This window comes from Pseudomonas sp. LB3P25 (assembly GCF_054897985.1).
This window is the reverse complement of sequence record NZ_CM142711.1, coordinates 1,066,115-1,090,945: the sequence shown is the minus strand read 5'-3', so window position 1 is coordinate 1,090,945 and position 24,831 is coordinate 1,066,115. Positions and strand designations below refer to the sequence as shown.

Here is a 24,831-nt window from a genome sequence, read left to right as displayed (position 1 = left end):
CAACAATTAGGGGCCACCCCATATGCAAACCTGGCAACAGCTCTATTCCCCGCTCGGCAGTCTCGGCGTGTCCGCGCTCGCGGCCGTTATCCCCATCGTGTTTTTCTTCCTGGCATTAGCCGTGTTCCGACTCAAAGGACACGTGGCCGGCAGCATCACGCTGGCCTTGTCCATTGCCGTGGCGATCTTCGCCTTCCAGATGCCGGTCGACATGGCCTTCGCGGCCGCCGGCTATGGCTTCGCCTATGGTCTGTGGCCGATTGCCTGGATCATCGTGGCGGCGGTGTTCCTCTACAAACTGACGGTCAAGAGTGGTCAGTTCGAAGTGATCCGCAGCTCGGTGCTGTCGATCACCGACGACCAACGCCTGCAAGTGTTGCTGATCGGTTTCTGCTTCGGTGCCTTCCTGGAAGGTGCAGCCGGTTTCGGTGCGCCGGTAGCGATTACTGCCGCCCTGCTGGTAGGGCTGGGCTTTAACCCGCTGTACGCCGCGGGCCTGTGCCTGATCGCCAACACCGCGCCGGTTGCGTTCGGCGCCCTGGGCATTCCGATCATCGTCGCCGGGCAAGTGACCGGTATCGACGCGTTCAAGATCGGCGCCATGACCGGTCGCCAACTGCCGCTGCTGTCGCTGTTCGTGCCGTTCTGGCTGGTGTTCATGATGGATGGCCTGCGCGGTGTTCGGGAAACCTGGCCGGCGGCACTGGTGGCAGGTTTGAGCTTTGCCATCACCCAGTACTTCACTTCGAACTTCATCGGCCCGGAATTGCCGGACATCACCTCGGCCCTGGTCAGCCTGATTTCCCTGACGCTGTTCCTGAAAGTCTGGCAGCCAAAGCGCGCCGCAGGCCAACACATCGTCGGTGCCGTCTCGGCTTCCGTGGTGAGCGCCAGCGTCGGTGGTTTCGGCCAAAAACGCACAACCGTGGCTTCGCCCTACAGCCTGCTGGCAATTCTCAAAGCCTGGTCACCGTTCCTGATCCTCACCGTGTTGGTCACTATCTGGACCCTGAAACCGTTCAAGGCGATGTTTGCCGCTGGCGGCTCGATGTACAGCTGGGTGTTCAACTTCGCGATCCCGCACCTGGACCAAATGGTGATCAAGGTCGCACCGATCGTGGCCGCCCCGACCGCCATCCCGGCGGTGTTCAAACTCGACCCGATTTCCGCGACCGGCACGGCGATTTTCTTCTCCGCGCTGATCTCGATGCTGGTCCTGAAGATCAATGTAAAAATTGGTCTGACCACTTTTAAAGAGACCTTCTACGAGCTGCGCTGGCCGATTCTGTCCATCGGTATGGTGCTCGCCTTTGCCTTCGTCACTAACTACTCGGGCATGTCATCGACCATGGCTCTGGTTCTGGCAGGCACCGGTGCAGCATTTCCGTTCTTCTCGCCGTTTCTCGGCTGGCTGGGCGTATTCCTGACCGGTTCTGATACCTCGTCCAACGCACTGTTCAGTTCGCTGCAAGCGACCACTGCGCACCAGATCGGTGTGAACGATGTGTTGCTGGTTGCGGCGAACACCAGCGGCGGCGTGACCGGCAAGATGATCTCGCCACAATCGATCGCCGTCGCCTGCGCCGCGACCGGGCTGGTGGGTAAGGAATCGGATCTGTTCCGCTTCACCCTCAAGCACAGCCTGTTCTTTGCAACGATCGTCGGCTTGATCACCCTGGCTCAGGCCTACTGGTTCACCGGCATGCTGGTGCACTAAGTACTACACGATAAAAAGCAAAAACCGATGCCGGACCACGATTCCGGCGTCAGCTATTCACAACCCGGTCTGTAAGGCTGCTGAAAGTTTGCCTCTCTATATTCAGCAGCCTCAACAGACGGATAACCGGCCGAGAGACACGCCTGATGAGCGAGCTTTTTTACAACGCTGTGCCGAACGCGACCCGCGTCGCCCCGCCACTGCCCGAGCCTCGGCAATACCCCAGCAAAAAACCGTCACGGGTCTACCTGTTCGGGACCTGCGTGGTGGATTTGTTCTACCCCGAAGCCGGGATGGACGCGATTCACTTGCTGGAGCGCGAAGGTATTCGTGTCGAGTACCCGCAAGGGCAAAGCTGCTGCGGGCAACCGGCTTACACCTCGGGCTACACCGAACAGGCCAGGACCGTGGCGCGCTCGCAACTGGCGCTGTTTGCCGGGGACTATCCGGTGGTGGTGCCGTCGGGATCGTGTGCCGGGATGTTGCGCGAACACTACGCCGACTTGTTCAAGGACGAGCCGGAAACCTTGAAACAGGTTCAGGCCCTCGCGGCCCGGACTTATGAGTTGGCCGAGTTCCTGCTATTTGTCTGCAAGGTGCAGCTCAAGGACAGCGGCGAACCGGTGAAAGTGGCGCTGCACACATCGTGCTCGGCACGCCGTGAGATGAACACCCACCTTCACGGCCGCGAGTTGTTGGCTCAACTGGGCAACGTGGAGCGAGTCGACCACAGCCATGAAAGTGAATGCTGTGGCTTCGGTGGGACTTTCAGCGTCCGTATGCCAGACATTTCCGGCGCGATGGTGGCTGACAAGACCCGATCGTTGAAGGAATCCGGCGCGCACCAGGTACTCAGTGCCGACTGCGGTTGCCTGATGAACATCAACGGCTCGCTGGAGAAACAGAAGGAAGCGTTGCGCGGCCAACACCTGGCCAGTTTCCTTTGGCAGCGAACCGGAGGTGTTCTTTGAACGCTTCCGCGATTATTCCTACGGTTGCCGTAGAAGAGGATTTTCGCACTCGGGCTCACAAGGCGTTGGGTGACCAGCAACTGCGAAATAACTTTCGCACTGCGATGGATTCGTTGATGACAAAACGGGCAGCGTCCTTCAGCGATGCCTTTGAGCGAGAACATTTGCGAGCGCTGGGCAATGCTGTCCGCGCCCGTGCTTTATCCAAGTTGCCCGACCTGCTCGAGCAGCTTGAACAGAACCTGACCCGCAACGGTGTGACAGTGCACTGGGCGGAAACGGTGGACGAGGCCAATGGCATCGTCCTCTCGATCATCCGCGCTCACGAGGGGCGGCAAGTGATCAAGGGCAAATCGATGGTCAGCGAAGAGATGGAAATGAATCACTTCCTCGCTGAACAGGGCATTGAATGCCTGGAATCGGACATGGGCGAGTACATCGTCCAGCTCGACCACGAGAAGCCTTCACACATTATTATGCCGGCGATCCACAAGAATGCCGGTCAGGTCGCGTCCTTGTTCCACGACAAACTTGGCGTGGAATACACCAAGGACGTTGACCAACTCATTCAAATCGGTCGCAAGGTCTTGCGGCAGAAATTCTTCGAAGCAGACATCGGCGTCTCCGGCGTCAACTTCGCCGTGGCCGAAACCGGCACCTTGCTGCTGGTGGAAAACGAAGGCAACGGACGCATGACCACCACGGTGCCACCGGTGCATATCGCCGTCACCGGCATCGAAAAAGTCGTGGAAAACCTGCGCGATGTGGTGCCGCTGTTGTCATTGCTGACCCGTTCAGCCCTCGGCCAGCCGATCACCACCTACGTCAACATGATCTCCGGCCCGCGCAAGGAACATGAACTTGATGGCCCGCAGGAAGTGCACCTCGTATTGCTCGACAACGGTCGCAGCCAGGCCTTTGCCGACAGTGAATTGCGCCAGGCCCTGAATTGCATCCGCTGCGGCGCCTGTATGAATCATTGCCCGGTCTACACTCGAATCGGCGGCCACGCCTATGGGGAGGTTTACCCTGGGCCTATCGGAAAAATCATCACCCCGCACATGGTCGGCCTGGCGAAAGTCCCGGACCACCCGAGCGCCTCGTCGCTGTGTGGCGCCTGCGGTGAAGTCTGTCCGGTAAAAATTCCGATTCCGGCACTGCTGCGTCGCCTGCGAGAAGAGAACGTCAAAGCACCAGACAGCCCTCATCAAGTGATGCGCGGCCAAGGCAGCAAGTACTCGTGCAAAGAACGGTTTATCTGGAATGCCTGGGCGAAGCTCAACAGCTCACCCACGCTTTATCGACTGTTCGGCTTCTTCGCCACTCGCTTGCGCACGCTGGCACCGAGCAATGTCGGCCCCTGGACGCAAAACCACAGCGCACCGAAACCCGCTGCCCGCTCACTGCATGACATGGCCCGCGAGCATTTGGCCAAACAGGGAGATCGTCGATGAGCGCCAAGCAAAATATCCTCGCCAAATTGCGCAAAAGTCTGACGGGCACCACGCCGGTGCCTGACGAGTTCGACGTCGAACTGGTGACAGCGCCCTACACATACACCGCCGAGCAACGCATCCCGCAACTGCGCAAACTCATGGAAGCGGTGCACACCGAAATCCATCTGACGTCCGGCGAAGAGTGGCCTTCGTTACTTACTCAGTTGTTGCGGGACCGTCAGTTGCCGAGTCTGTTGATCGCACCGACTACACCTTACGGGCAATGTGTCACTCAGCACTGGGCGAAAAATCCTGGCCTGCCGACGCTCCAGGCTTACGACCGTCCGGTTGAAGAGTGGAAGACCGAATTGTTCAACGACACGCCGGCCAGCCTGACCGGCACACTCGGCGCAATCGCCGCCACAGGTAGCCTGATTCTCTGGCCGACGCGGGAAGAACCGCGACTGATGAGCCTGGTGCCGCCGGTGCATTTCGCCCTGCTCAAGGCCAGTAAAATCAGCGACAACTTCTATCAAGTGCAGCAGGAATTCGAATGGGCCCAAGGCATGCCGACCAACGCGTTGCTGGTGTCCGGCCCGTCGAAAACCGCCGACATCGAGCAGGTCCTGGCCTACGGCGCTCACGGTCCGAAAGACCTGGTGGTCTTGATCCTGGAGGACCAATGAATCTACCCGCGGCTTTCCTGCGAGATGCGCAGCAACTGATTCCTCAAGAGCGCCGTTTCGACGACCCGCTGTCGACGTTGGCCTTCGGCACCGACGCCAGTTTCTACCGGCTGATTCCGAAACTGGTGATTCGCGTCGAGTCTGAAGATGAAGTCGTCACGCTGCTGAAACTGGCGCAACGGGATCTAGTCCCGGTGACCTTCCGCGCCGCCGGCACCAGCCTGTCCGGCCAGGCCATCAGCGATTCGGTGCTGATCGTGCTGGGGGATAACTGGAACGGTCGCGAGATTCGCGGGCAAGGTACGCAAATCCGCCTGCAACCGGGCGTGATCGGCGCGCAGGCCAACGCGTGGCTGGCGCCGTTCGGACGCAAGATCGGCCCGGACCCGGCGTCGATCAATGCCTGCAAGATCGGCGGCATCGTCGCCAACAATGCCAGCGGCATGTGCTGCGGCACGGCGCAAAACACCTATCACACGTTGGCTGGCATTCGTCTGGTGCTGGCCGACGGCAGCCGTCTCGATACCGAAGATGCGGCGAGTGTTGCGGCGTTTCGTGAGAGCCACACTTCGCTGCTTGAACGCCTGGCAACTTTGGGCCACGAAACCCGCGCCAATGCCGAACTGGCAGCGAGAATTCGCCACAAATACCGTCTGAAAAATACCACTGGGCTGTCACTCAATGCGCTGGTGGATTTCGACGAGCCTGTGGATATCTTGAGCCACTTGTTGGTGGGCTCAGAAGGCACGCTTGGCTTCATTAGCGCGGTGACTTACGACACGGTGATCGACCATCCGAACAAGGCCTCGGCGCTGATCGTGTTCCCGGATGTGGAAACCTGCTGCAACGCCGTGACCGCGCTGAAAAGCCAACCGGTGTCGGCCGTGGAGCTGCTGGACCGGCGCAGTCTGCGTTCGGTGCAGGACAAACCCGGCATGCCCGCTTTCGTACAACAGCTGTCGAACAATGCCTGCGCGCTGCTGATCGAATCCCGAGCCGCGTCGTCCACATTGCTACAGGAACAACTGGCGCACATCATGGCGTCGTTGACCTCGTTCCCCGTGGAAAAACAAGTCGACTTCACCGAAGACCCGGTGGAAAACGCTCGGCTCTGGGCGATCCGCAAAGACACCTTCCCCGCCGTCGGCGCGGTGCGCAAAACCGGCACCACGGTAATCATCGAAGACGTGACCTTCCCGGTTGAACAACTGGCCATCGGCGTAAACCGCCTGATCGAGCTGTTCGACAAACATCACTACGACGAAGCGATCCTTTTCGGACACGCGCTGGAAGGCAATCTGCACTTCGTCTTCACCCAAGGCTTCAATAACCCGGAAGAAGTTGCACGCTATCAGGCGTTCATGGACGACGTGGCGCAACTGGTCGCGGTGGAGTTCGGCGGTTCGCTGAAGGCTGAACACGGCACCGGTCGCAACATGGCACCCTTTGTCGAACTGGAATGGGGCAGCGATGCCTACCAGTTGATGTGGCAGCTTAAACGTCTGCTCGACCCTAATGGCATTCTCAACCCGGACGTGGTGCTCAGCGAGGATCCGCAGATCCACCTCAAGCACCTGAAGCCGTTGCCGGCCGCCGACGAGATTGTGGACAAGTGCATCGAGTGCGGTTTCTGTGAACCGGTTTGCCCGTCGAAAGGCCTTACCCTGAGCCCGCGCCAGCGCATCGTGATCTGGCGTGATATTCAGGCCAAGAAACGCGCTGGCGTGGACACCACCGAACTCGAAGCCGCTTACGAATACCAAGGCATCGACACCTGCGCCGCCACCGGCCTCTGCGCGCAACGTTGCCCTGTAGGAATCAACACCGGCGAGCTGGTGAAAAAGCTCCGTAGCCGTAAGGCCACTCATACGAAAACCGCCCATTGGCTGGAAGGTAATTTCGCCACCGCCCTGCAAGGCGCGCGTTTCACCCTGCACGTGGCCAACGGTGCACGGATGCTGTTGGGGGCGCCACGATTGGCAAAGCTTTCGGCAACGTTGACGCGCTTATCCAAAGGTCAGGTCCCGCAATGGACCAATGCCATGCCGCAACCGGAAAAAGCCATTCGTTTCAGCCCGACCGTGTCGGACGAACGCCCTCGAGTAGTGTATCTGGCGGCCTGTGTGTCGCGGGCAATGGGCCCGGCGGCGGGTGATAAAGAGCAAATGTCGCTGTACGACAAAACCCGTGGGCTGCTCGAAAAGGCCGGTTACCAAGTGGTCTTCCCGGACAACCTGGACAACCTCTGCTGTGGTCAGCCGTTCGCCTCCAAGGGCTACGCCGAACAGGCCGAGCACAAACGCCAGGAACTGATCGGCGCCTTGCTGCACGCCAGTCGCGGCGGGCTCGACCCGATCTATTGCGACACCAGCCCCTGCACCTTGCGTCTGGCCCAGGACCTTGGCGATGTTCGCCTGGACCTGTACGACCCGGTGCGTTTCATTCGTACGCATCTGATGGATCGTCTGGATTTCACGCCGCAAGAAGCGCCAATCGCAGTGCACGTCACCTGTAGCACCCAGCACCTTGGGGAAAGCCAGGCGTTGATCGATCTGGCGCGCAAATGCAGCAAAAACGTGGTGATTCCCGAGGGCATTCACTGTTGCGGATTTGCCGGGGACAAGGGTTTCACTACGCCGGAATTGAACGCCCATTCGTTAAGAACGCTCAAGGACGCAGTTCAGCAATGCAGCGAGGGGATTTCGACCAGTCGCACGTGTGAGATAGGGCTGACGCAACACGGCGGAATTGACTACCACGGGCTAGTCTATCTGGTGGACCGCGTTACCAAGGCCAGGGTGACCAGATAGCAAGACCTCAAGGAAGGCGCATTCCGGCGCCTTTTTTAATGCTTCTTGCCGGAATCGACAGCACTGCAGTAGAAAATAGAACCCTGACGTGTCGCCGCAGTCCACTGATCAAGTCCCGCAAACGTGGGACCTTCCCAACACTCGGCAGCCCGTCCTGATGGTCAGCGATGCCTGGCCCTTCAGTTCAAGGAGATACACATGAAACGTTCTGTACTGTTTGGTCTGTTCGTTACTGCTTCCATGATGGCTTCTACTTCGTTTGCCGCCGATGACATTTGCGCGGTCAACCTGCAAGCCATCGCCAACGCCAAGGCACAGATTCCTCCGGAGATGACTGAGCAGGTCGAGGCCTCCGTCAAGCAAGCCAAAGCCGACCAGGCAAAAGGCACCAAGGAAGGTACTGATGATTGCATCGCCGAGACCAACCAAACCATCCAGGACCTCAAGAACGCGAGCAAAGGCGGGAAGTAACTCAGCACAATGCCAACCTTCGGGTTGGCCTTGTTGGCGTGCACCGCGCAGGCTTGTTGCTCATCAAAATTCACAGAGCAACAGACTCGGGGCCGTTTAGGATTCGACGCCGGTTTAAGCGGCTAAAACTTACACAACTCGTCCAAAGCACCCTGCCCGTCGGGTCGCTGAGGGTTAACTTAATAGACACGTCTACGCATGCAGTACCGACAGCGGAGTACTGGCAGCCGGGAATTCAAATCCCCCCGGCTCCACCCAATACGAAGCAAACCAAAACCCGCCAAGTGCGGGTTTTGTTGCATCTGGGGTTTGGTAATGTGTGAACCGCCCGCGTCGCTGTGAAAAAACTCGACACCATGCCCAAATCCGCGGAAGGCGCGAAGCCCGTAGGAGCGAGCGGTGCGGCGATCCGACTTGCCCGCGAAGAGGGCACCCGCGAAAAAAGGCAATTGTGCCCCTTTTTACTGCCATTGCTCCTATCAGTTTTTTCATAGCCTTTCTGAAAAAACCGAATTTCTGCGCAGCGTCGTAGTCTTTTAAGTAGGCCCCATCAAACGTGGCTTATTTTCCGACCTCGGCCGAGCCGCCCGCTCATACGGCAGCACCGAGACCATCAGTACAAGGAGATATCCATGAAACGTACCGCACTCGCTGGTTTGTTCATGTCTGCTGCAATGTTGGCCTCTCCCGTATTTGCAGCCGACAACGACCTTTGTACGAGCAAGCTGCAAGAGCTCAAAGCCAAAGTAACAGCACTGCCGGCGAGCTCCGACAACACCACAATGGAGATCAAAAGACTGCTGGCCAGCGCCGAAGCTTCAAAAGCCTCCGGGGACGACAAGAAATGCGCCACCGAGGCCATCCAGGCATTGGCGCTGACAAAGTGAGCAACGAACCCAATCCATAATCACTCGCGGCCAACCTTCCGGTTGGCCTTCTGACGTGTGTTGGCGTACACTGCGCAGGCTTGTTGCTCACTTTGATTCACAGAGCAATGGGCTCGGGGCCGTTTAGGATTCGACGCCGGTTGCGAAACTTTAGGTGCATGCCGAGTTGGTAACAGAACTCGTAAATCCACTGTTGCAACTTTCTATAGTTGCCAATGACGAAACCTACGGGGAATACGCTCTCGCTGCGTAAGCAGCCTTAGCCCTTCCCTCCTGGTACCTTCGGGTCCAGCAATCATCAGGGGATGTCTGTAAACCCAAAGTGATTGTCATATAGAACAGAATCGCCGTGCAGTACGTTGTGGACGAAGCGGCTAAAACTTACACAACTCGCCCAAAGCACCCTGCCCGTCGGGTCGCTGAGGGTTAACTCAATAGACACGGCTACGCATGTAGTACCGACAGCGGAGTACTGGCGGACGGGGGTTCAAATCCCCCCGGCTCCACCAAATACGAAGCAAAACAAAACCCGCCAAGTGCGGGTTTTGTTGCATCTGGGGTTTGGCAATCCATCCCCCACCGCGGGCCTCTGTGGGAGCGGGCCTGCCCGCGAAGAGGCCAGCCCTACCAATACAAAAATTCCCCGCGGCCACAGAAGCCACCGTCGCCGCGCCCCTCCCCGGAGAAGCTGTAATCAACGTATGGGTCGGCGATTCAACGCAACGGGACCCCCTCACTTAAATCGCCTTTCGACTGCTTGGCAGCGTACGGACACCGTCCTAGGAAATTTCCCGCGAAACGTATCGCCTTCCATGAACTAGCGAACACAGCCCTTCGCAGATAGCCTTCACATGTCGCTGCAAATCAGTGATCGGCTTTGACAGGCCGAAAAGTGTAACCTTTCACTCCTCCTGATCAGTCAGCATGCTCACATGCATGCTGTATCGTTTATGGCGGCTGTGCGCGGGGCATCTTCGGATGCACCGGGTTCTCACACTCTCGGTCTGTCAACCCGCGTACAGCTGCCACCCAATCCTGTTTGACAGCAGGGGAGTGACCGCTTCTATAAACAGTGTGAGGAGTTTCACCATGAAAAGATCACCCCCAATCCCCCGGAAACCGACACCCCTTCGGAAACCGAAACCCTTGATCTAACCCAACTCTCCAAAGCCACCCAACGCGCCGTCAGCGCCCGCCTGCGCAACCCGAAACAGCCCGACCCCGTCAGCCACATCTTCACCATCCTCCCCGACGTCGACACGCCCACCCTGCTTGCTCACGCCAGCGAAACCCTGGCCTCCCTCAACGTCATGACCACCGACCTGGCCGACCAGCTCGAAGGTTCGCATCGCAATGTGGCGTTGGCGATTCAGCAGTTGGCCGTGCTGGCCGAGATGTTAGCCAACCGGGCACTGGACAACCTCGACTCGCCCGAATCGGCGGTCAAGCCCGTCTGCCACTGAGTGGTCGCACTCGTTGATCAAATGGAGGTTTTGTCATGGATCGATACATGCCGGTTACCGGCATCGACTGCACCGTGCCGTCGCTGCTGATCGACACCGAAGCGCCGTTGGACGTGCTGCATGAAACGGCGGCCTACCGGATTCGCACTGCAACTCAATTGCTGGAGAGTTTCACGGTGAATGAAGGCGTTCACAGTGAACTGGCGCGGGTGCTGGTGACCTTGCTGCGCGATGGCTGTGATTTGATGGATGTGGTGGGGCGGCGATTGCAGATGCAAGTTTCGGCGGCTTAACGAAACGAGCATCGGAAGTCATTGCGACTCCTCCTCAATAAAAAGGCACCTGACGAGACTATCGCAGGTGCCTTTTTTCGTTACCGCGGTCAAAGCCCAAACACTTCGGATGAAGATCCGAAGCCCTTCTACACTCATCTCTCACACGTCGAAAACACTCACCAAACGAGCCCACATGACCACCCTCAACGACCGCTTGAAGCAAGGCAAGGATGCTCGCAAGAACTGCTCCCGCAGTTCGCAGGCGTCCATGGGGAAAATAAATCGCGACCCGCTGCCGCTGATCAAAACGTCCAGTGAAGGTCGGATCACGTCGCTGGTCGAGTTGCGCTACGGCCGCATGCTGGTCTCGCCGTTCACCTTCTATCGCGGCAACGCCCTGCTGCAAGCCCACGACCTGGCCGGAACAGCCAACATGGGCCTGGTATCACCCATCTGCGGCGACAGTCACCTGATGAACTTCGGCGGTTTTGCAACGCCGGAACGCAATCTGCTGTTCAGCGTCAATGATTTCGACGAAGCACATCCCGGGCCTTGGGAATGGGACTTGAAACGGCTGGTGGCGAGTTTCGTGGTGGCCGCCCGCGATCTGCGCCATGGCGACACGGTCCAGGAAACGGTCTGCCGCCAGGTGGTCGGCGCCTACCAACAGACCATGCTCGAGTGCGCCGAACAAAGCGCCATGGAAACCTGGTACGAGTCCATCAGTTACCGCGATCTGCGGCAGCAGGCAAGTAAAGCGACACTGGAACATGTAGAGCGCGCCATCGAAAAAGCCGAGCGTCGCACCCACGCTGAACTGCTGCCGAAAATCAGTGAACGTGACGCACATGGCCGACTGATCATTCGCGATGACCTGCCGGAAATTTTCCATTTACACAACACCACCACGCTGCTGGATGCCGACGACGACTGGCTGCGCCTGTCGGACTGGCGGCCGCTTTACGACGCGTTCATGCGTGACTATCCCGACACTCTGCAAGCCGACCGTCGCGAGCTGTTGTCGCGTTTTCATGCCCACGACATGGCATTCAAAGTGGTGGGTGTGGGTAGCGTCGGGACTCGTTGCCTGGTCGCTCTGCTGACCGATGATCAGGAGTTCCCGCTGTTCCTGCAGTTCAAGGAAGCACGTCGTTCGGTCCTTGCCGATTATGTGAAGACTAAATCGCGGGTTCGGCACAACGGTCAGCGCGTGGTCAATGGCCAACGGTTGATGCAATCGGCCAGTGACCTGTTCCTCGGCTGGACCACCGGCCCCAGCGGGCGACACTTCTATGTGCGCCAGTTGCGCGACATGAAAGTCTCGGCTGAACTCGAGACGTTCGACGCGGACACCTTCGCTGCCTACGGACGCATTTGTGGCCGCGCCTTGGCCCGCGCCCATGCCAAATCGTCCGGGAACGCCGCACACATTAGTGGCTACATCGGCAAGAGCGATGCGCTGGCCGACGCGCTGTTCAAGTATGCGCAAAGCTACACCGAGCAGAATGAGCGCGACTTCGAACGATTCCAGCAGGCCTGCCGCAAGGGCCGTTTGCGGGCGCGCTCGGAAGCGGACTTTGCGGCGGATCATTTGCCTTAAGCGTGTTTCACGGGTGTGAAGCAGCGGGCACTCATCGACATGAATTTTTCTTCACCCCACGACCTCTCACCAACGGGTACATTGCGCTCGCTCATTCAAGAAACTACGGTTTGCCCGCCCTCCCGCGGGCTTTTTTTTGCCTGCTGTTTTGTATTCGGTGGGCTCAAAACGGTATCTACGGGCGCTTCAAACGATACAAAAGCGGATTCCATATTCGCCAAAAAAGCCGATATTTCCTTGTTTGTGCGGCGAACCGGGGGACTTTAAGCCATGCACTCGAAAAAGCAGGTTTTCGGGCCCTGCCGCAATCTCCTGACGCAATTCACTCCCAATATCCTCATAGGGTGTACCATCAAACACTGTCCATCGGATATCAGTTAGCCATGTCCACGCTAAGCGAAGAGAGCCGCCAGATCGTAGCTTCTCTGGCGCACCGCGTTGGCCCCAACGCTGACATTGCAACAGTCGCGCAAGCGATCGCATCAATATTGCAGGATATGGACGCAGCCCTCACGCCCATCATTGGCCATCAAGGGGTTGCCGCGCTTTATCGCCGCAGCCTCCATCTGTGCGCCTCTACTCATCCGCGTCTGGCCGGCACCTGTGACAGAGCGCCCCCCGGCATGGATCTGACTGCCCTCAAGTCCGTACTCGTTGAGCAAAGCGAAGCCGATGCGCTGTTTTTCGGTGAAGTGTTGCTGACCACGTTTTACGAACTGCTGACCACGCTGATCGGGCCCTCGCTCACCGCACGTTTGCTTCGTGGCGTGTGGGAACCTTCTTTGAGCGACACCCTTTCGCAGGAAAATTCGCCATGAGCACCAAAGTGACTATCAACCGTCTGGCCACCGGCGTGCCAGGACTGGACGAGGTGCTGGGCGGAGGATTGCCGGAATTTTCGTTCAACCTGATCGCCGGCCCGCCTGGCTGCGGCAAAACCACCCTGGCGCATCAGATGATGTTCGCCCTGGCGACGCCCGAGCGCCCGGCGCTGTTTTTTACAGTGCTCGGTGAGCCGCCGCTGAAGATGCTGCGTTATCAGCAGCAATTCGACTTTTTCGACAGCGAAGCGATCAACCACTCGATCCGCTACATCAACCTGGCTGACGATACCCTGGCCGGGAATCTGGACGAAGTGCTGCGGCGCATCGTCAGCGAGGTGGAGGCTCATTCGCCGGCGCTGGTGTTTGTCGACTCGTTCCGTTCGGTGGTGCTGGCGAGCCAGACCCAGGACAACCCCAACAACAACCTGCCGCAGTTCGTTCAGCAACTGGGCATGTTGATGACCACCTGGCAGGCGACGACCTTCCTGATTGGCGAATATTTCACCGAAACCGACACCAACCCGATTTTCACCGTGGCCGATGGCCTGATCTGGCTGCGCCAGAGCGTTCAGCGCAATTCCATGGTGCGCAAGATGGAAATCATGAAGATGCGCGGCCAGCCGACGATGCCAGGGCTGCACACCTTCCGCATCGCGACGTCGGGGATCAAGGTCTTTGCGCCGGCGGCACTCAACTCGGTTGAAGCACCGCTGGAGTTCCCGATCAAGCGCCTGAAAATGGGCGTGCCACAGCTCGACGAGATGCTTGGCGGCGGCCTGCCCCGTGGTTATTCCTTGCTGGTGGCCGGGCCATCGGGCTCGGGCAAAAGCATTCTGGCGTCCACCTTCCTGGCCGAAGGCGCGAGAAATGGTGAAACCGGCGTGATCGCGGTGTTTGAACAACGGCCTAATCACTCCCAGAACGCCACCCTTGCGGGCCTGATCCAGAGCGGACAGGTCGGGCTGGTGGACAGCCGCGCCCCGGACCTGTCCATCGATGAGATCGTGCAGTTGCTGCTCAGCGAGATCAGCCGGTTGAAAGCCACCCGCGTGGTGATCGATTCGTTGTCGGGCTTCGAACTGGCGCTGGCGCCGACCTTCCGCGAAGACTTTCGCGAGTCGCTGTCGCGCATGGTCACTGCTTTGACGAGCGTCGGGGTCAGCGTGTTGATGACCTCGGAGCTGGAAGACCGCTACACCGACCTGCGTTTCAGCCCTTACGGCACAGCATTTCTCACCGACGCAATCATCGTTCAGCGCTACATTGAAGTGCAGAGCCGCTTGCTGCGCATCATGGCCGTGGTCAAGGTGCGGGCCAGCGCCCATTCCGATGAGTTGCGCCAGTACCACATCGACAATAACGGCCTGCACATCGGCGAGATGTTGCCGGATCAGGAAGGGTTACTCGGTGGCCGGCCTACCCGGCAGCGTTTGGGCGAAGACGACGGATGAGCAAAAACCATGAGTGAGGCCAATGGCAAGAACGAGCAAGCGATGGCCACTGCCGCTCGCGAACTGTTTCTGCTCGGCCAGAAAACTGTTGAAGCGCGGGCGGTGCTCGCGGCGTTGAAAAAAGAGCTGAGCGACGCCAACACCCGGCTGGTCGATAGCCAGCAGGTCGAGCAACTGGTCGAGGCCAATCAGCAATTGGTGCTGGCGATTTTGCTGGCGCAGTCCGATGCAGAAAAACCAAAACGCACGCAGGAAGAACAACGGCTGTTCCTGGAGATGCGTGAAGCCAACGCGCAATTGGTGATCGCGGCCCTCAGCGCGCAAGACCTGCAAGCCTCGGCCGAACACACCCTGGAACAACAACGCAACATCCTCACCCTGGTGGCCCACGAACTGCGCAACCCGCTGACGCCCATTAGCATGATCGCCGGGCGTCTGGTGCGCGTGCCCAGTGAGGAACTGCCGCGCATGCAGGCGCTGATCGAAGGCCAGGTGCAGCACATGTCGCGACTGGTGGACGATTTGCTCGACGTCTCCCGCGCCAGCACCGGCAAGTTGCGCCTCGATTGCCGAATCGTGGACATGGTGCAGATCATCCATCAGGCCATCGACGTGTGCAGCCCGGTGATGACGGATCACCATTTGCACTTCACCACTGAACTGCCCGAGTGCGCGTTGGCGGTGAATGGTGATCCGGTGCGCCTTACGCAGATTCTCGGCAACCTGCTGGGCAACGCGGCCAAATACACACCGCCGGGTGGCAATGTCACGCTGTCGGTGACCGCTGAAGCCGACGTGCTGGAGATGAGCATTTGCGATGACGGCATCGGCATTTCCGCCCAGGCCCTGCCGTTTATCTTCGAGCCGTTTGTGCAAGACGTTCACGCCGTCGGCTTCAACGGTGCAGGCCTTGGCATTGGCCTGACGGTGGTGCGCGAGCTGGTCGAAGCCCATGGCGGCACGGTGATTGGCATGAGCGACGGCAAGGGCAGCACCTTTATCGTGACATTGCCGCTGGCGGTTTGAGTTTTTCCGCTGGCCACGCAATGCTTGCGCGACGATCCCCGCGAACCGGAGCGCCCTATGCCGCTGTTGTCCCTGCCTTGTAAACGCTTGACGCTGGCAGTGCTCGCCCCTGAACAGGCGGCGCTGGAAAGCGACTTCTACCGGCGCAACCTGAGGCATCTCGCCCGCTGGTCGCCGATTCGCCCCGCCGATTACCACAGCCCTGAAAACATCCGCCCGCGCCTTGAGGTGCAAGCCAGCGCTTTCCAGGCCGGCCTTGCGGTGCATTTCGCGCTGCTGGATCCGGACAACGGCCAGATGATCGGCGCCTGTAACTTCAGCGGCATCACTCGCGGGGCGTTTCAGGCCTGCTATCTCGGTTACCACATCGACGAAACGCATCAGGGCCAGGGATTGATGCAGGAAGCACTGGAAGCGGGAATCGGCTACATGTTCGATGAGCAGAAACTGCACCGGATCATGGCCAATTACATCCCTGGCAATGACCGCAGTGCGCGGCTGCTGGAGCGCCTGGGATTTGAACGTGAGGGCTACGCCAAGGCCTACCTGAGTATCGCCGGGCGCTGGCAGGATCATGTGCTGACAGCGTTGATCAACCCGGCGCCGAGTGCCGGGTTCCGCTAAGCGCTCATCGTGTTATTGCACGACCACCTTTTGCGCAACATCGGGCAGCAGACAGCCTTTGGCCATCCACTGACAATCCCGGTCCCAACGATAACCGGTTTCCAGGTTGCCTCGATCGTCATAGTAGGTCAGCCGCAATTGGCTGGGATTCAAATCAAGTTTGGCAAAACCGGCGTGTGCGGTGGCAAACGAGGTGTCCTGCGCTCCGGCGCCAACGGCGTAGAGTTTCTGGCCCCCAGCCCCGGAAACCACCCAGGCTGGCTCGGCGGCGCGTAGCAGCAGTTGCTGGTTGTGGTCGTGCCCGGCCAGGAACATGTCGACCTTGTTGCGTTCCAGTGCGGGCAACAACAGGTTGACCAGTTCACCGTCCTCACCATGCTGGCCATGATTGCGGACCGGGTGATGGGCCGCCGCGATGCGCCATACAGGTGCCGGTCCCGGTTGCTGGAAGGCTTGGTCAAGCAAGTCGATCTGACGCGGAAAGGATTCCCGTGGCGCCGAGGTGTCGAGGAACACCATTCGCACCAACGGGCGACCATCGACGCTGCCGAAATCCTTGACGTAGAAATTGCTCGGCATCTGCCAGCGACCCGAGCCCTTGTGCTGCCGGCCATATTCGAGCTCGACCTTTTGCGACGCGGGGTAATCGTGATTGCCCAGCACGGCGTAGAACGGCACATGACTCAGCCACTGGCCCCAATAGACGCGCTCGAATTTCATTTGCCAGCCAAGGTCGTGGGTACTGGTCAGCGGTTTGCCATAGAAGTTGTCGCCCAACAACACGACCATGTCCAGCCGCCCGTCTCTGGCCGCGACTCGCTCCATGGCCTGCCCCACTCGCCACTGTTGCAGATCACCACTGCCCTGGTCGCCCAAGGCAATCATCGATACGGCGGAAGGATCCAGACCACTCAACGGAACAAACGGCGCCGGCGGTGTAAACATCCAGTACCCGACCATCGCTGCGCCAATCAGTAGGATGACCGCGACGATGCTTAACCTGCGAATAGCTTTTCCGGGCACAAAACGTTTTGCAGCCGGCGATGGAATGGGGGGGCGTTTCAATCAAGGGCTCACTTGGCATGGCCAGCCAGGCATTAAGGGAAAGCAAGGGTTGCTATTAATAGATCACACCAGTTGTTCACACTTTGTTAAGAATTCGCCCCGTATTCCTTTTTTTAGCCCGTTGTTTTTCTGTAGGAGCGAGCCTGCTCGCGAAGGCAATCTCCCGACTCCCCCCACAAGACGGACAACAAAAAACCCGCCCCCCTCTTCAGGGTTGGCGGGTTTTGTCGTTCAAGTCTTTTGAATCAGCTAGCCGTCTGCGGCTGTGCAACGCTTTCAGGCCGCTCATGCGCTTGCAGCACCGGTTGCTCCAGCCTCGCTCGCCCATAGAACGCCAGCGCTGTCAGCAAACACGCCAGCCATACGAAGATCCCGGCCCAGAAGGTGTGGGACATATAGTGCCAGCCTTGCAGAACCCGTGTCGTGCCGTAGACGAAACCGAGCAGCAGCGAGCCGTACATCACCGCTTTGGAATAGCGCCAGCGGTAACGACGCGCCACGAAGTACAACGCCAGCATGGTGAAGCCGCCCGAGGCATGTCCGCCCGGCCAGCAGCGACCTTCCCCAGCGACTTTCAGCAGATCAAAATTCTCATACCACTCCTTGTGCTCGATTTTCCCCGCGTACTGGGTCGTTTCGACCGGGCAGTACACGCTGGTGTGGCCCTTGAGGTAGTGGATGACACCGGTGCAGACGGAGAACGCGACCACCACGTAGAGGAAGTCCCGACGGCGCTTGCTGGCGAACCGAAGCACTGGCGCGACTTTGATTTTTTCCAGGAATGCGATGATTTTCGAATGCTTTTCGGCCTTCAGACGCGGCCAGAGAAACGACAGCAAGGCGCCGACGATCGCTAACTCTCCGGTCCAGTTCGGGATGATCCGCGCCCATTTATGGGTGATCTTTTCGAACAGATGGACATGATCCAGCGGGAACGTCTGCGTGACCGGGTCATAAAAAAGATCATTGAAAGCAATGTCGATTTTGGTCAGGTCGAACAGCAGGAAAACCACGACCGCACAGGCCAGCGGAATGCCGAAGTTCACCCAGTAAAAGCGGTAGCGGGAAGAAGTCAACATCGTGTGTCCTGATCCAGAAAGTGAATTCATTCGGCGGTCACCGAGTGCCAGTCCGAGGCTTCGATGACACCGAGCATCCTTGGTGCCTGAGGTGTTTCGGCCGAGATAAACAAAGAAGCGCCGTAGCCGAGGGTTGAGGTCGGCAATTTGAGGTCTTTCTCAAGTTGTGACATGCATTCGCTGTGGGTCACCAGAATCAGGTTTCGCCCGGCCACCTTGTGCGCCAGAGCGTCGCGCAGCATGGTGCCCTTGCAATTGATCAACCATTCTTCACCGACACCGACCTTGTTGAACATGTAGCCAGCGGTCTGCGCTGTACGGAGCATGGGGCTGTTGTAGATGTCGGTCTTGTTCAGCCCCAGTTGTTCGAACTGCGCACCGACACCCACCGCGACGCTGCGAGAGCGTTCGGTAATGCCATCGTTACCGTTCAGACAGGCGGCGCTGGAGTGATCGCAGCGTTCAACGTGACGCACCAGCACGATCACGTTGCCCTTGGCCCAATCGACCTTCAACGCCCGGGCGCCGGCCACATTACCGTGGGCCAGGTCCGGTACAGCGGCAGGATGCAACAGCCAGACCGTCAGCGCAATCACCAACAGTGCCGAGGTGAGCACGACAGCCGCATTGCGATAGCGGGCAAAACGGCTCAGATCAATCGAGCGTTTTACCCCGAACAGACTCAGTCTCAATACCACATCAAACCGCCTCGCCGGCACGCATTACGTTCATTCGATGCCGCGAGGGTAAAGAGGCTGGCGTCGGCAGCCGGTGAAACTCATGTGAAAAAAAGCTTAAGACCTGCACAAAAGCCTTGTTACATATCGGCCCCACAAAAACCATTCAGCTCTCGCAATGGCTGCCGATACAGTCCTGTTACACACCTTGCTGGCTATCAAAAACAACAATCTTCCAGCCAACCGACGATCAAGAAGCACAACGTTCCTGGAGGACTTTTGATGAATAGCTGGTTCGGCAATATCAGCGTGAATATGAAGCTGGGCTTGGGATTTGGCCTGGTCCTGGCCCTGACCTGCGTCCTCGCCCTGACCGGCTGGACGAGCCTGGGCGGGTTGATTGACCGCAGCAACTGGATGAGCGACATCACCCAGCTCAATGCCGGCCTGACCAAGCTGCGCGTGGTTCGCCTGCAATACATGCTGACCAACGGCGACGAAACCGCCGCACAGAACGTCCAGACCACCCTCGACGCGTTTTCCGCTCAGCAACAAGCACTGCTGGTGAAATTCAAGAGCCCGGAAAACCTCAAGCTGCTCAAAGAGCAAGGCGCCGTCATCGACGCCTACAAGACGTCCCTGAACAAAATGCGCAGCGCCTACCGCACCGGTAATAGCGCGCGCGACGCCATGGGCGTCAATGCCGACACCGCCAACACGCTGATCAACGCCATCAACACCCGCGTGCAGCAAATGCCTCTGAGCGACCAGCGCTTCGAACAATTCCAGGCCATCACGGCGGCCAAGGAAGCCTTCTTGCTGGCCCGCTACGAAGTGCGCGGCTACACCGCGACCACCAACGCCGAGACCGAGCAAAAAGCCGTCAGCCAGCTGGACGTGGCGATCGCCAGCCTCAACCCCCTCAATGTGCATTTCGCCGACACTCAGCAAGACGCTCTGCGTCAGCTGGAAACCGCACTGACCCACTACCGCAGCGCCTTGCAGGCTTATAAAGCAGCCAACACCGATGCGGTGCAGGCGCGCAAGGAAATGACCGACCAGGGCGCCGCCATCGTGACCCTGAGCGACCAGCTGTATCAGATCCAGCTCGACCGTCGTGACGCCGAAAGCGCCCAGGCTCGCACGCTACAGCTGATCAGCACGCTGCTTGCGTTGCTGGTGGGCATCATTGCTGCCGTGATCATCACCCGTCAGATTACCGGCCCGCTGCGCGACACCTTGGCCGTGGTTGAACGCATCGCCAGCGGCGACCTGTCCCAGGACGTCAAAGTGACTCGCCGCGACGAACTCGGCGTGTTGCAACAAGGCATCGCTCGCATGGGCGTGACCTTGCGCGACTTGATCAGCGGCATCCGCGACGGCGTCACCCAGATCGCCAGCGCTGCCGAAGAGCTGTCGGCTGTGACCGAGCAAACCAGCGCCGGGGTGAACAGCCAAAAGATCGAAACCGATCAGGTGGCCACCGCCATGCACGAGATGACCGCCACCGTGCAGGAAGTCGCGCGCAACGCCGAAGAAGCCTCCCAGGCGGCGGCCGCTGCTGACGGCGAAGCCCGCGAAGGCGACAAGGTTGTCAACGAAGCCATCGCCCAGATCGAACGCCTGGCCACCGAAGTGGCGCGCTCCACCGAAGCCATGAGCGTGCTGCAACAGGAAAGCGACAAGATCGGCAGCGTCATGGACGTGATCAAGGCCGTGGCCGAACAGACCAACTTGCTGGCGCTCAACGCCGCCATCGAAGCGGCCCGTGCCGGTGAAGCCGGTCGAGGTTTTGCCGTGGTGGCCGACGAAGTCCGTGGCCTGGCTCAACGCACGCAAAAGTCCACCGAAGAAATCGAAGGCCTGGTGGCCGGTCTGCAAAATGGCACGCAACAGGTGTCGGCGGTGATGAACAACAGCCGCGCCCTGACCGACAGCAGCGTCGCCCTGACGCGCAAGGCTGGCGTGTCACTGGAAAACATTACCCGCACGGTGTCCAACATCCAGTCGATGAACCAGCAGATCGCCGCCGCTGCCGAGCAGCAAAGCGCCGTGGCTGAAGAGATCAGCCGCAGCATCATCAACGTGCGCGACGTGTCCGAACAGACCGCCGCCGCCAGCGACGAAACCGCCGCCTCCAGTGTTGAACTGGCGCGGTTGGGCAATCAGTTGCAGATGATGGTCAGCCACTTCCGGGTGTAAGGCCTGCGCTGCAGCTCCCCGCCAGTCCGATACTGGCGGGTGTTTCGCATTCCTACAGCCGCCCGCCTCCCTTCCCCTTCAGATCGACGAAACTTCCAGCTCTCACCGCATGGAGAAACTGACATCGCGCCGCCGCGTCATTGAGTAACGTCCAGAGTCCCAACTAAAGAGACTCATCGGCATGGACGACAACCCCCTACTCCAGTCACTGATCAAGGCCTTTGAACCCGATCCAGAAAAAAACACCCTTCAAATCCTTTTCAAAGAAAAGCTGGGCTTCACCTCGGTGTTCGCCATCACCGCGCTCACCGAATCCAGCTTCAAGAGCCGCATCGACACCGCGATCAACGGCGATCCAACGCTCAAGCAGTACGCTTCCCCCATCGACACAAAATCGCTTTACGCCAACGCCCACTGTTACGCCGCCCAGATCAGCCACCTCTATCGAGAGCACCGGACGTCGGAAGGAACGGCACAGCAACACTGGTATCCCCCGGGCATTCGTGCGGTCGAGAAACAGGGCCCCACCTACACCCATCTTTTCAAAGAGAATTGGGACGATGCCTGCAAGAACGACTCGATCGCGGCCATCGACTCACCGGTCGCCTACCTTAGAGCGCTGTACCGGTTTGCCCTGCAACTGGAGTCCTGCCCCTCAACCTCAGCTGATGAAAAAAACAACCGAATCCCGTTGGAAAAACGACGCCCGGATCTGGCCGACCTGTCGATTGATCAGCAAACCACCTTCACTGCGCAACCGATGCTCGGAATCGTCAATTCGACGCTGGATAAAAATATTCAGAAGGCGCTGGCGACCACCGGCGACAAAGGCAAATCGACCTACGACGTTTTAGCGCAGCGGTATTATCCCTTTGCCCTGCCCTATGAGTTTTTCCACCATCAGTGCCTGCTGGGGTTGAGCGCGAACACACCGACACTCGGGGAGCTGAATTACCGCATCAGCCAATCCCTTCCTCTCTCGCCGTTGGACAATCCTCGGTACGGCGAGGGGCTGCAAACATCCACTGATCAAGCTCAGCGGCTGATGTCAGGGTTGGGTCCGAAACAGCAGGCACTGCTGACAGAACTGCCATGGGCTGAGTGGGTCCTGACAGATGCAACGTACAACAGGCTCACGCCCGAGGAACAACGCAAGCAAAAGGACAGCTACTGGGAAAAGATCTACGGCAGCGCGTCCATTTCCGATCTGAGAAAAATAAATACCTTCCTGGAACGAACCGAACTCAAAGCCGAGCAAATGGAAGCATTGCTGGCGCAGGGCAAATACGCGCCACGCCAATCTTCTCACTACACATTGTCGGCGCCTTTTTCCCAGCCCTATGGAGCCCGTTACGTCAACGGTCCGCTCGCTGTCACTGACAAAAGCATAGCGCTGGACAGAGACACAAAGCCCGGGGAAATCGCGAATGCGACCGAGGACCAACTCGAACGCCTGCATCGAATGATCCGCCTCCAGCGCTGGCTGGACATCCCCTTCTGCGAGCTGGACAGCCTGATATGCAGCGCACTTGAATCGCGGCCAAGCAACACACAGATGCGACTCGACAGCTATGTCATCCAGGCCCTCGGGGTTTATCGTTATCTGAGTCGCAAGCATTCAGTCACGGCTGAAGAGTTCGCCGCGCTGCTGCACCATGTATCGCCTTGCGCGACGGGTGATAACACCGCGTTACTCGATAAGGTTTTCAATCAGGCCCGAGTGTTCGACACGCCACTGAAGCTCGATGGCCGCACATTCCTGGCGAATGGTTCGGACCGTGGCTCTCACACCATTCTCCAGCACTTGAGCGTCAGCCTTGGTTTGCCTCTGACAGAGGATTCACTATTGCGGGTCGTCAAAAACACGCAACGATACTTGGGTTCGCTCAAGTGTGACTTGCGCACGCTGTCGTCCATTTATCGCCAGGCGCGAATGGCGCGAATGTTCGGTCTTTCGATCGCTGAAAGTTCGACGCTGGTCAATTTGCTGGGTGGGGAAAGTATTTCCAGGTGCCTGGCAACCGGTGATGCCGGCAGACGAACCCTTCGAATAAGAGGCCAAAAAAGAGCGCAATATTTCGAACTGGTCGCGAATTTTCAGCTCCCGGATCAGTATGGGCCGGGCGAGGCCACCTTGCTTGCCGGGTCAACCCTGCGCACCAACACGCAATGGTTTGCCGACGCCACAACAGACAAAAAACTTGATCTCAGATTTACCAGCGGGTCAGACGAAAAGGAGGTGCCGTGGATCTACATCAATCAGATTCAAACCACGGACCAGAAACAGGTCACGTCACTGGAGGGGCAAAAACTTGAATGGAGTGGCAGTGCTTTCGATGAACTCAGCCACCGACAACGTCCAACCCTGCTATTGCAATCATTTCGTCCCGAGGGGGGAATGTATCCGTTTGGCACCTCGACGGGGGGCATCGATGAAGTCGTCCTGATTAATGAAGCGCCCCAAGGTGATTCTGTCTTCAACCTCCTTGATGTGATGATGCAATTGGACTGGGCATCCCGCTGGATTAAAGAATGCGCCTACGACATCCCCATGCTGCAACGTGTTCTTGAACTACAAAGCAGTGATGACTATCTCTTGGGGGATTTGCAGCACCACCTCACCAAACTTGGCGCCGAAACACGCAAGTGCGCGGTAACGGAACAAGAATTGGCGACATTGGCACTGCCGGAAAAAATTGATTGGCGGGCGAAGCTGGCAATTACCCTGCTGGATGAAAAAGGCCTGGTCAAAGATTTCGCCCCCACGATCGAAGACGATGTTCCGCGAAAGCTGACAGAAGCACTGGAGAAAGTGTTTGCTGAGCTGAGTCTGGACGCGGATCCCGATAAAGACCTCAGGCTCAAGAGCGACGCCAGGCAAAAACTTAAAAACCTGATCCTGCTGGCCCATGATCGACAGCAGCATCTGATCGAAACGTTTTTGCAGGAAACGTTCCTGCTGCCCATGAACTGTGCAAAAGATGTAGTGATATGGGCAGAAACCTCAGTCCACCAGACGCTCACCTCGGCCCTGGACTCAAAAGACTCGCACGAACTTGCGCGCAAAATGCATCCGCTGTTGCGCCATGCCGAGGCCGCTGTCCGGTTGCAGTTGAGCAACAAGGCCTTGCGTGCGCTCCTGAGCACCGCCCGTTGGCTGGACACACCGGATGGACAGCTGAGGCTGTCGTTCAAAACCTTGTATCTGCTCGACCGCTTCAACCATTTCATGAGCACTTACCAGCAGCCGGAAAAAAGCCTTTTGAGCTACCTGGAGTTCGCCAACTCCGCCGGTCGTGAGACAAGCGCTGTCAACGAACGTCTGGCCCAACTAATGAGTTGGACCACGGCTGAAATCACCGCACTCACCTCGAAGCTGCAGTTCAACCAGGCCAGATCAATGAAGGACATTGATTGGGTTATGCGCTGTCACAACACCTGTAAAACCACCGGGCTTAGCGCGACCGCACTGCTCTGGGCCGCGGCTCTCGACAGCAACAGCTCGGCCGGTCAATGGAAAACAGTGGGTGAAGCCATCATGGCGGCCAGTCACTAATCTCGTTACAT

At 58.5% G+C, this 24,831-nt stretch carries 19 protein-coding genes, 1 other RNA gene and 1 pseudogene; 18 read left to right on the top strand and 3 right to left on the bottom strand.

Translation table 11 applies throughout. The features are described from left to right. The first annotated feature begins 22 nt into the window (after nt 1-22). The 15 genes from ACYZTW_RS04685 (at nt 23) to rimJ (ending at nt 16,241) form a co-directional block, all read left to right on the top strand. A complete protein-coding gene (locus tag ACYZTW_RS04685; RefSeq protein ID WP_462003935.1) occupies nt 23-1,717 on the top strand; it encodes a lactate permease LctP family transporter in 1,695 nt (564 codons plus the stop codon). Between the two features lie 146 nt (nt 1,718-1,863). After that, nucleotides 1,864-2,688, top strand: coding sequence for a (Fe-S)-binding protein (locus tag ACYZTW_RS04680; protein ID WP_462003934.1), 825 nt, complete (start codon nt 1,864-1,866; stop codon nt 2,686-2,688). Continuing rightward, nucleotides 2,685-4,142 carry a LutB/LldF family L-lactate oxidation iron-sulfur protein gene (locus tag ACYZTW_RS04675; RefSeq protein ID WP_462003933.1) on the top strand — a complete coding sequence of 486 codons (1,458 nt, stop codon included), beginning with the start codon at nt 2,685-2,687 and terminating at the stop codon, nt 4,140-4,142. Before ACYZTW_RS04680 ends, ACYZTW_RS04675 begins: the two co-directional genes overlap by 4 nt. Further along, complete coding sequence (locus ACYZTW_RS04670) at nt 4,139-4,810, top strand: LutC/YkgG family protein (protein WP_462003932.1); 672 nt, start codon at nt 4,139-4,141, stop codon at nt 4,808-4,810. Before ACYZTW_RS04675 ends, ACYZTW_RS04670 begins: the two co-directional genes overlap by 4 nt. Further along, entirely contained in the window at nt 4,807-7,620 is a 2,814-nt protein-coding gene (locus tag ACYZTW_RS04665; RefSeq protein ID WP_462003931.1) for an FAD-binding and (Fe-S)-binding domain-containing protein, read from the top strand. Before ACYZTW_RS04670 ends, ACYZTW_RS04665 begins: the two co-directional genes overlap by 4 nt. A gap of 198 nt (nt 7,621-7,818) precedes the next feature. Next, nucleotides 7,819-8,091 carry a hypothetical protein gene (locus ACYZTW_RS04660; protein ID WP_462003930.1) on the top strand — a complete coding sequence of 91 codons (273 nt, stop codon included), beginning with the start codon at nt 7,819-7,821 and terminating at the stop codon, nt 8,089-8,091. 632 nt (nt 8,092-8,723) lie between these two features. Then, the gene (locus ACYZTW_RS04655) at nt 8,724-8,978 is read left to right on the top strand and encodes a hypothetical protein (protein WP_462003929.1); all 255 of its coding nucleotides are present in this window, start codon (nt 8,724-8,726) and stop codon (nt 8,976-8,978) included. Nucleotides 8,979-9,093: 115 nt separating this feature from the next. Continuing rightward, nucleotides 9,094-9,487: a transfer-messenger RNA gene (ssrA, locus tag ACYZTW_RS04650) on the top strand. Between the two features lie 588 nt (nt 9,488-10,075). Continuing rightward, nucleotides 10,076-10,441 (top strand): DUF6124 family protein, encoded by a 366-nt coding sequence (locus ACYZTW_RS04645; RefSeq protein WP_462005700.1) that lies wholly within the window; start codon nt 10,076-10,078, stop codon nt 10,439-10,441. Nucleotides 10,442-10,476: 35 nt separating this feature from the next. Next, nucleotides 10,477-10,734 carry a hypothetical protein gene (locus tag ACYZTW_RS04640; RefSeq protein WP_462003928.1) on the top strand — a complete coding sequence of 86 codons (258 nt, stop codon included), beginning with the start codon at nt 10,477-10,479 and terminating at the stop codon, nt 10,732-10,734. Nucleotides 10,735-10,909: 175 nt separating this feature from the next. Beyond that, nucleotides 10,910-12,316, top strand: coding sequence for a DUF2252 domain-containing protein (locus ACYZTW_RS04635; protein WP_462003927.1), 1,407 nt, complete (start codon nt 10,910-10,912; stop codon nt 12,314-12,316). A 110-nt stretch (nt 12,317-12,426) separates the two neighbouring features. Continuing rightward, nucleotides 12,427-13,134 carry a hypothetical protein gene (locus tag ACYZTW_RS04630; RefSeq protein WP_462003926.1) on the top strand — a complete coding sequence of 236 codons (708 nt, stop codon included), beginning with the start codon at nt 12,427-12,429 and terminating at the stop codon, nt 13,132-13,134. Further along, nucleotides 13,131-14,591: an ATPase domain-containing protein gene (locus ACYZTW_RS04625; RefSeq protein WP_462003925.1), complete on the top strand. Its 1,461-nt coding sequence runs from the start codon at nt 13,131-13,133 to the stop codon at nt 14,589-14,591. The genes ACYZTW_RS04630 and ACYZTW_RS04625 overlap by 4 nt, the downstream gene beginning before the upstream one ends. A gap of 9 nt (nt 14,592-14,600) precedes the next feature. Then, nucleotides 14,601-15,617, top strand: coding sequence for a sensor histidine kinase (locus ACYZTW_RS04620; RefSeq protein ID WP_462003924.1), 1,017 nt, complete (start codon nt 14,601-14,603; stop codon nt 15,615-15,617). A 57-nt stretch (nt 15,618-15,674) separates the two neighbouring features. Continuing rightward, nucleotides 15,675-16,241, top strand: a complete 567-nt coding sequence (gene rimJ, locus ACYZTW_RS04615; protein WP_462003923.1) for a ribosomal protein S5-alanine N-acetyltransferase — start codon at nt 15,675-15,677, stop codon at nt 16,239-16,241. A 12-nt stretch (nt 16,242-16,253) separates the two neighbouring features. Here the strand turns inward: rimJ and ACYZTW_RS04610 are convergent, their stop codons facing one another. The 3 genes from ACYZTW_RS04610 to pmrG all read right to left on the bottom strand — a co-directional run bounded on the left by ACYZTW_RS04610 (nt 16,254) and on the right by pmrG (nt 19,083). After that, a complete protein-coding gene (locus tag ACYZTW_RS04610) occupies nt 16,254-17,306 on the bottom strand; it encodes a metallophosphoesterase (protein ID WP_462003922.1) in 1,053 nt (350 codons plus the stop codon). A gap of 245 nt (nt 17,307-17,551) precedes the next feature. Further along, nucleotides 17,552-18,385, bottom strand: a complete 834-nt coding sequence (locus ACYZTW_RS04605) for a phosphatase PAP2 family protein (protein WP_462003921.1) — start codon at nt 18,383-18,385, stop codon at nt 17,552-17,554. Between the two features lie 26 nt (nt 18,386-18,411). Then, nucleotides 18,412-19,083, bottom strand: coding sequence for a lipopolysaccharide core heptose(II)-phosphate phosphatase PmrG (pmrG, locus tag ACYZTW_RS04600; RefSeq protein ID WP_462003920.1), 672 nt, complete (start codon nt 19,081-19,083; stop codon nt 18,412-18,414). Nucleotides 19,084-19,344: 261 nt separating this feature from the next. Here pmrG and ACYZTW_RS04595 point away from each other — a divergent pair. The 3 genes and pseudogenes from ACYZTW_RS04595 to ACYZTW_RS04585 all read left to right on the top strand — a co-directional run. Next, nucleotides 19,345-20,358, top strand: a pseudogene (locus ACYZTW_RS04595) (methyl-accepting chemotaxis protein); the annotation flags it as partial. A 42-nt stretch (nt 20,359-20,400) separates the two neighbouring features. After that, complete coding sequence (locus ACYZTW_RS04590; protein ID WP_411741511.1) at nt 20,401-21,264, top strand: methyl-accepting chemotaxis protein; 864 nt, start codon at nt 20,401-20,403, stop codon at nt 21,262-21,264. A 181-nt stretch (nt 21,265-21,445) separates the two neighbouring features. After that, complete coding sequence (locus ACYZTW_RS04585; RefSeq protein ID WP_462003919.1) at nt 21,446-24,820, top strand: Tc toxin subunit A; 3,375 nt, start codon at nt 21,446-21,448, stop codon at nt 24,818-24,820. Nucleotides 24,821-24,831: the final 11 nt, after the last annotated feature.

Coding starts and splice junctions, on each gene's coding strand:
- ACYZTW_RS04685 (WP_462003935.1), top strand. CDS start 23: ATGCAAACCTGGCAACAGCTCTATTCCCCGCTCGGCAGTCTCGGCGTG.
- ACYZTW_RS04680 (WP_462003934.1), top strand. CDS start 1,864: ATGAGCGAGCTTTTTTACAACGCTGTGCCGAACGCGACCCGCGTCGCC.
- ACYZTW_RS04670 (WP_462003932.1), top strand. CDS start 4,139: ATGAGCGCCAAGCAAAATATCCTCGCCAAATTGCGCAAAAGTCTGACG.
- ACYZTW_RS04665 (WP_462003931.1), top strand. CDS start 4,807: ATGAATCTACCCGCGGCTTTCCTGCGAGATGCGCAGCAACTGATTCCT.
- ACYZTW_RS04660 (WP_462003930.1), top strand. CDS start 7,819: ATGAAACGTTCTGTACTGTTTGGTCTGTTCGTTACTGCTTCCATGATG.
- ACYZTW_RS04655 (WP_462003929.1), top strand. CDS start 8,724: ATGAAACGTACCGCACTCGCTGGTTTGTTCATGTCTGCTGCAATGTTG.
- ACYZTW_RS04640 (WP_462003928.1), top strand. CDS start 10,477: ATGGATCGATACATGCCGGTTACCGGCATCGACTGCACCGTGCCGTCG.
- ACYZTW_RS04635 (WP_462003927.1), top strand. CDS start 10,910: ATGACCACCCTCAACGACCGCTTGAAGCAAGGCAAGGATGCTCGCAAG.
- ACYZTW_RS04625 (WP_462003925.1), top strand. CDS start 13,131: ATGAGCACCAAAGTGACTATCAACCGTCTGGCCACCGGCGTGCCAGGA.
- ACYZTW_RS04620 (WP_462003924.1), top strand. CDS start 14,601: ATGAGTGAGGCCAATGGCAAGAACGAGCAAGCGATGGCCACTGCCGCT.
- rimJ (WP_462003923.1), top strand. CDS start 15,675: ATGCCGCTGTTGTCCCTGCCTTGTAAACGCTTGACGCTGGCAGTGCTC.
- ACYZTW_RS04605 (WP_462003921.1), bottom strand. CDS start 18,385: ATGTTGACTTCTTCCCGCTACCGCTTTTACTGGGTGAACTTCGGCATT.
- ACYZTW_RS04590 (WP_411741511.1), top strand. CDS start 20,401: ATGGGCGTGACCTTGCGCGACTTGATCAGCGGCATCCGCGACGGCGTC.
- ACYZTW_RS04585 (WP_462003919.1), top strand. CDS start 21,446: ATGGACGACAACCCCCTACTCCAGTCACTGATCAAGGCCTTTGAACCC.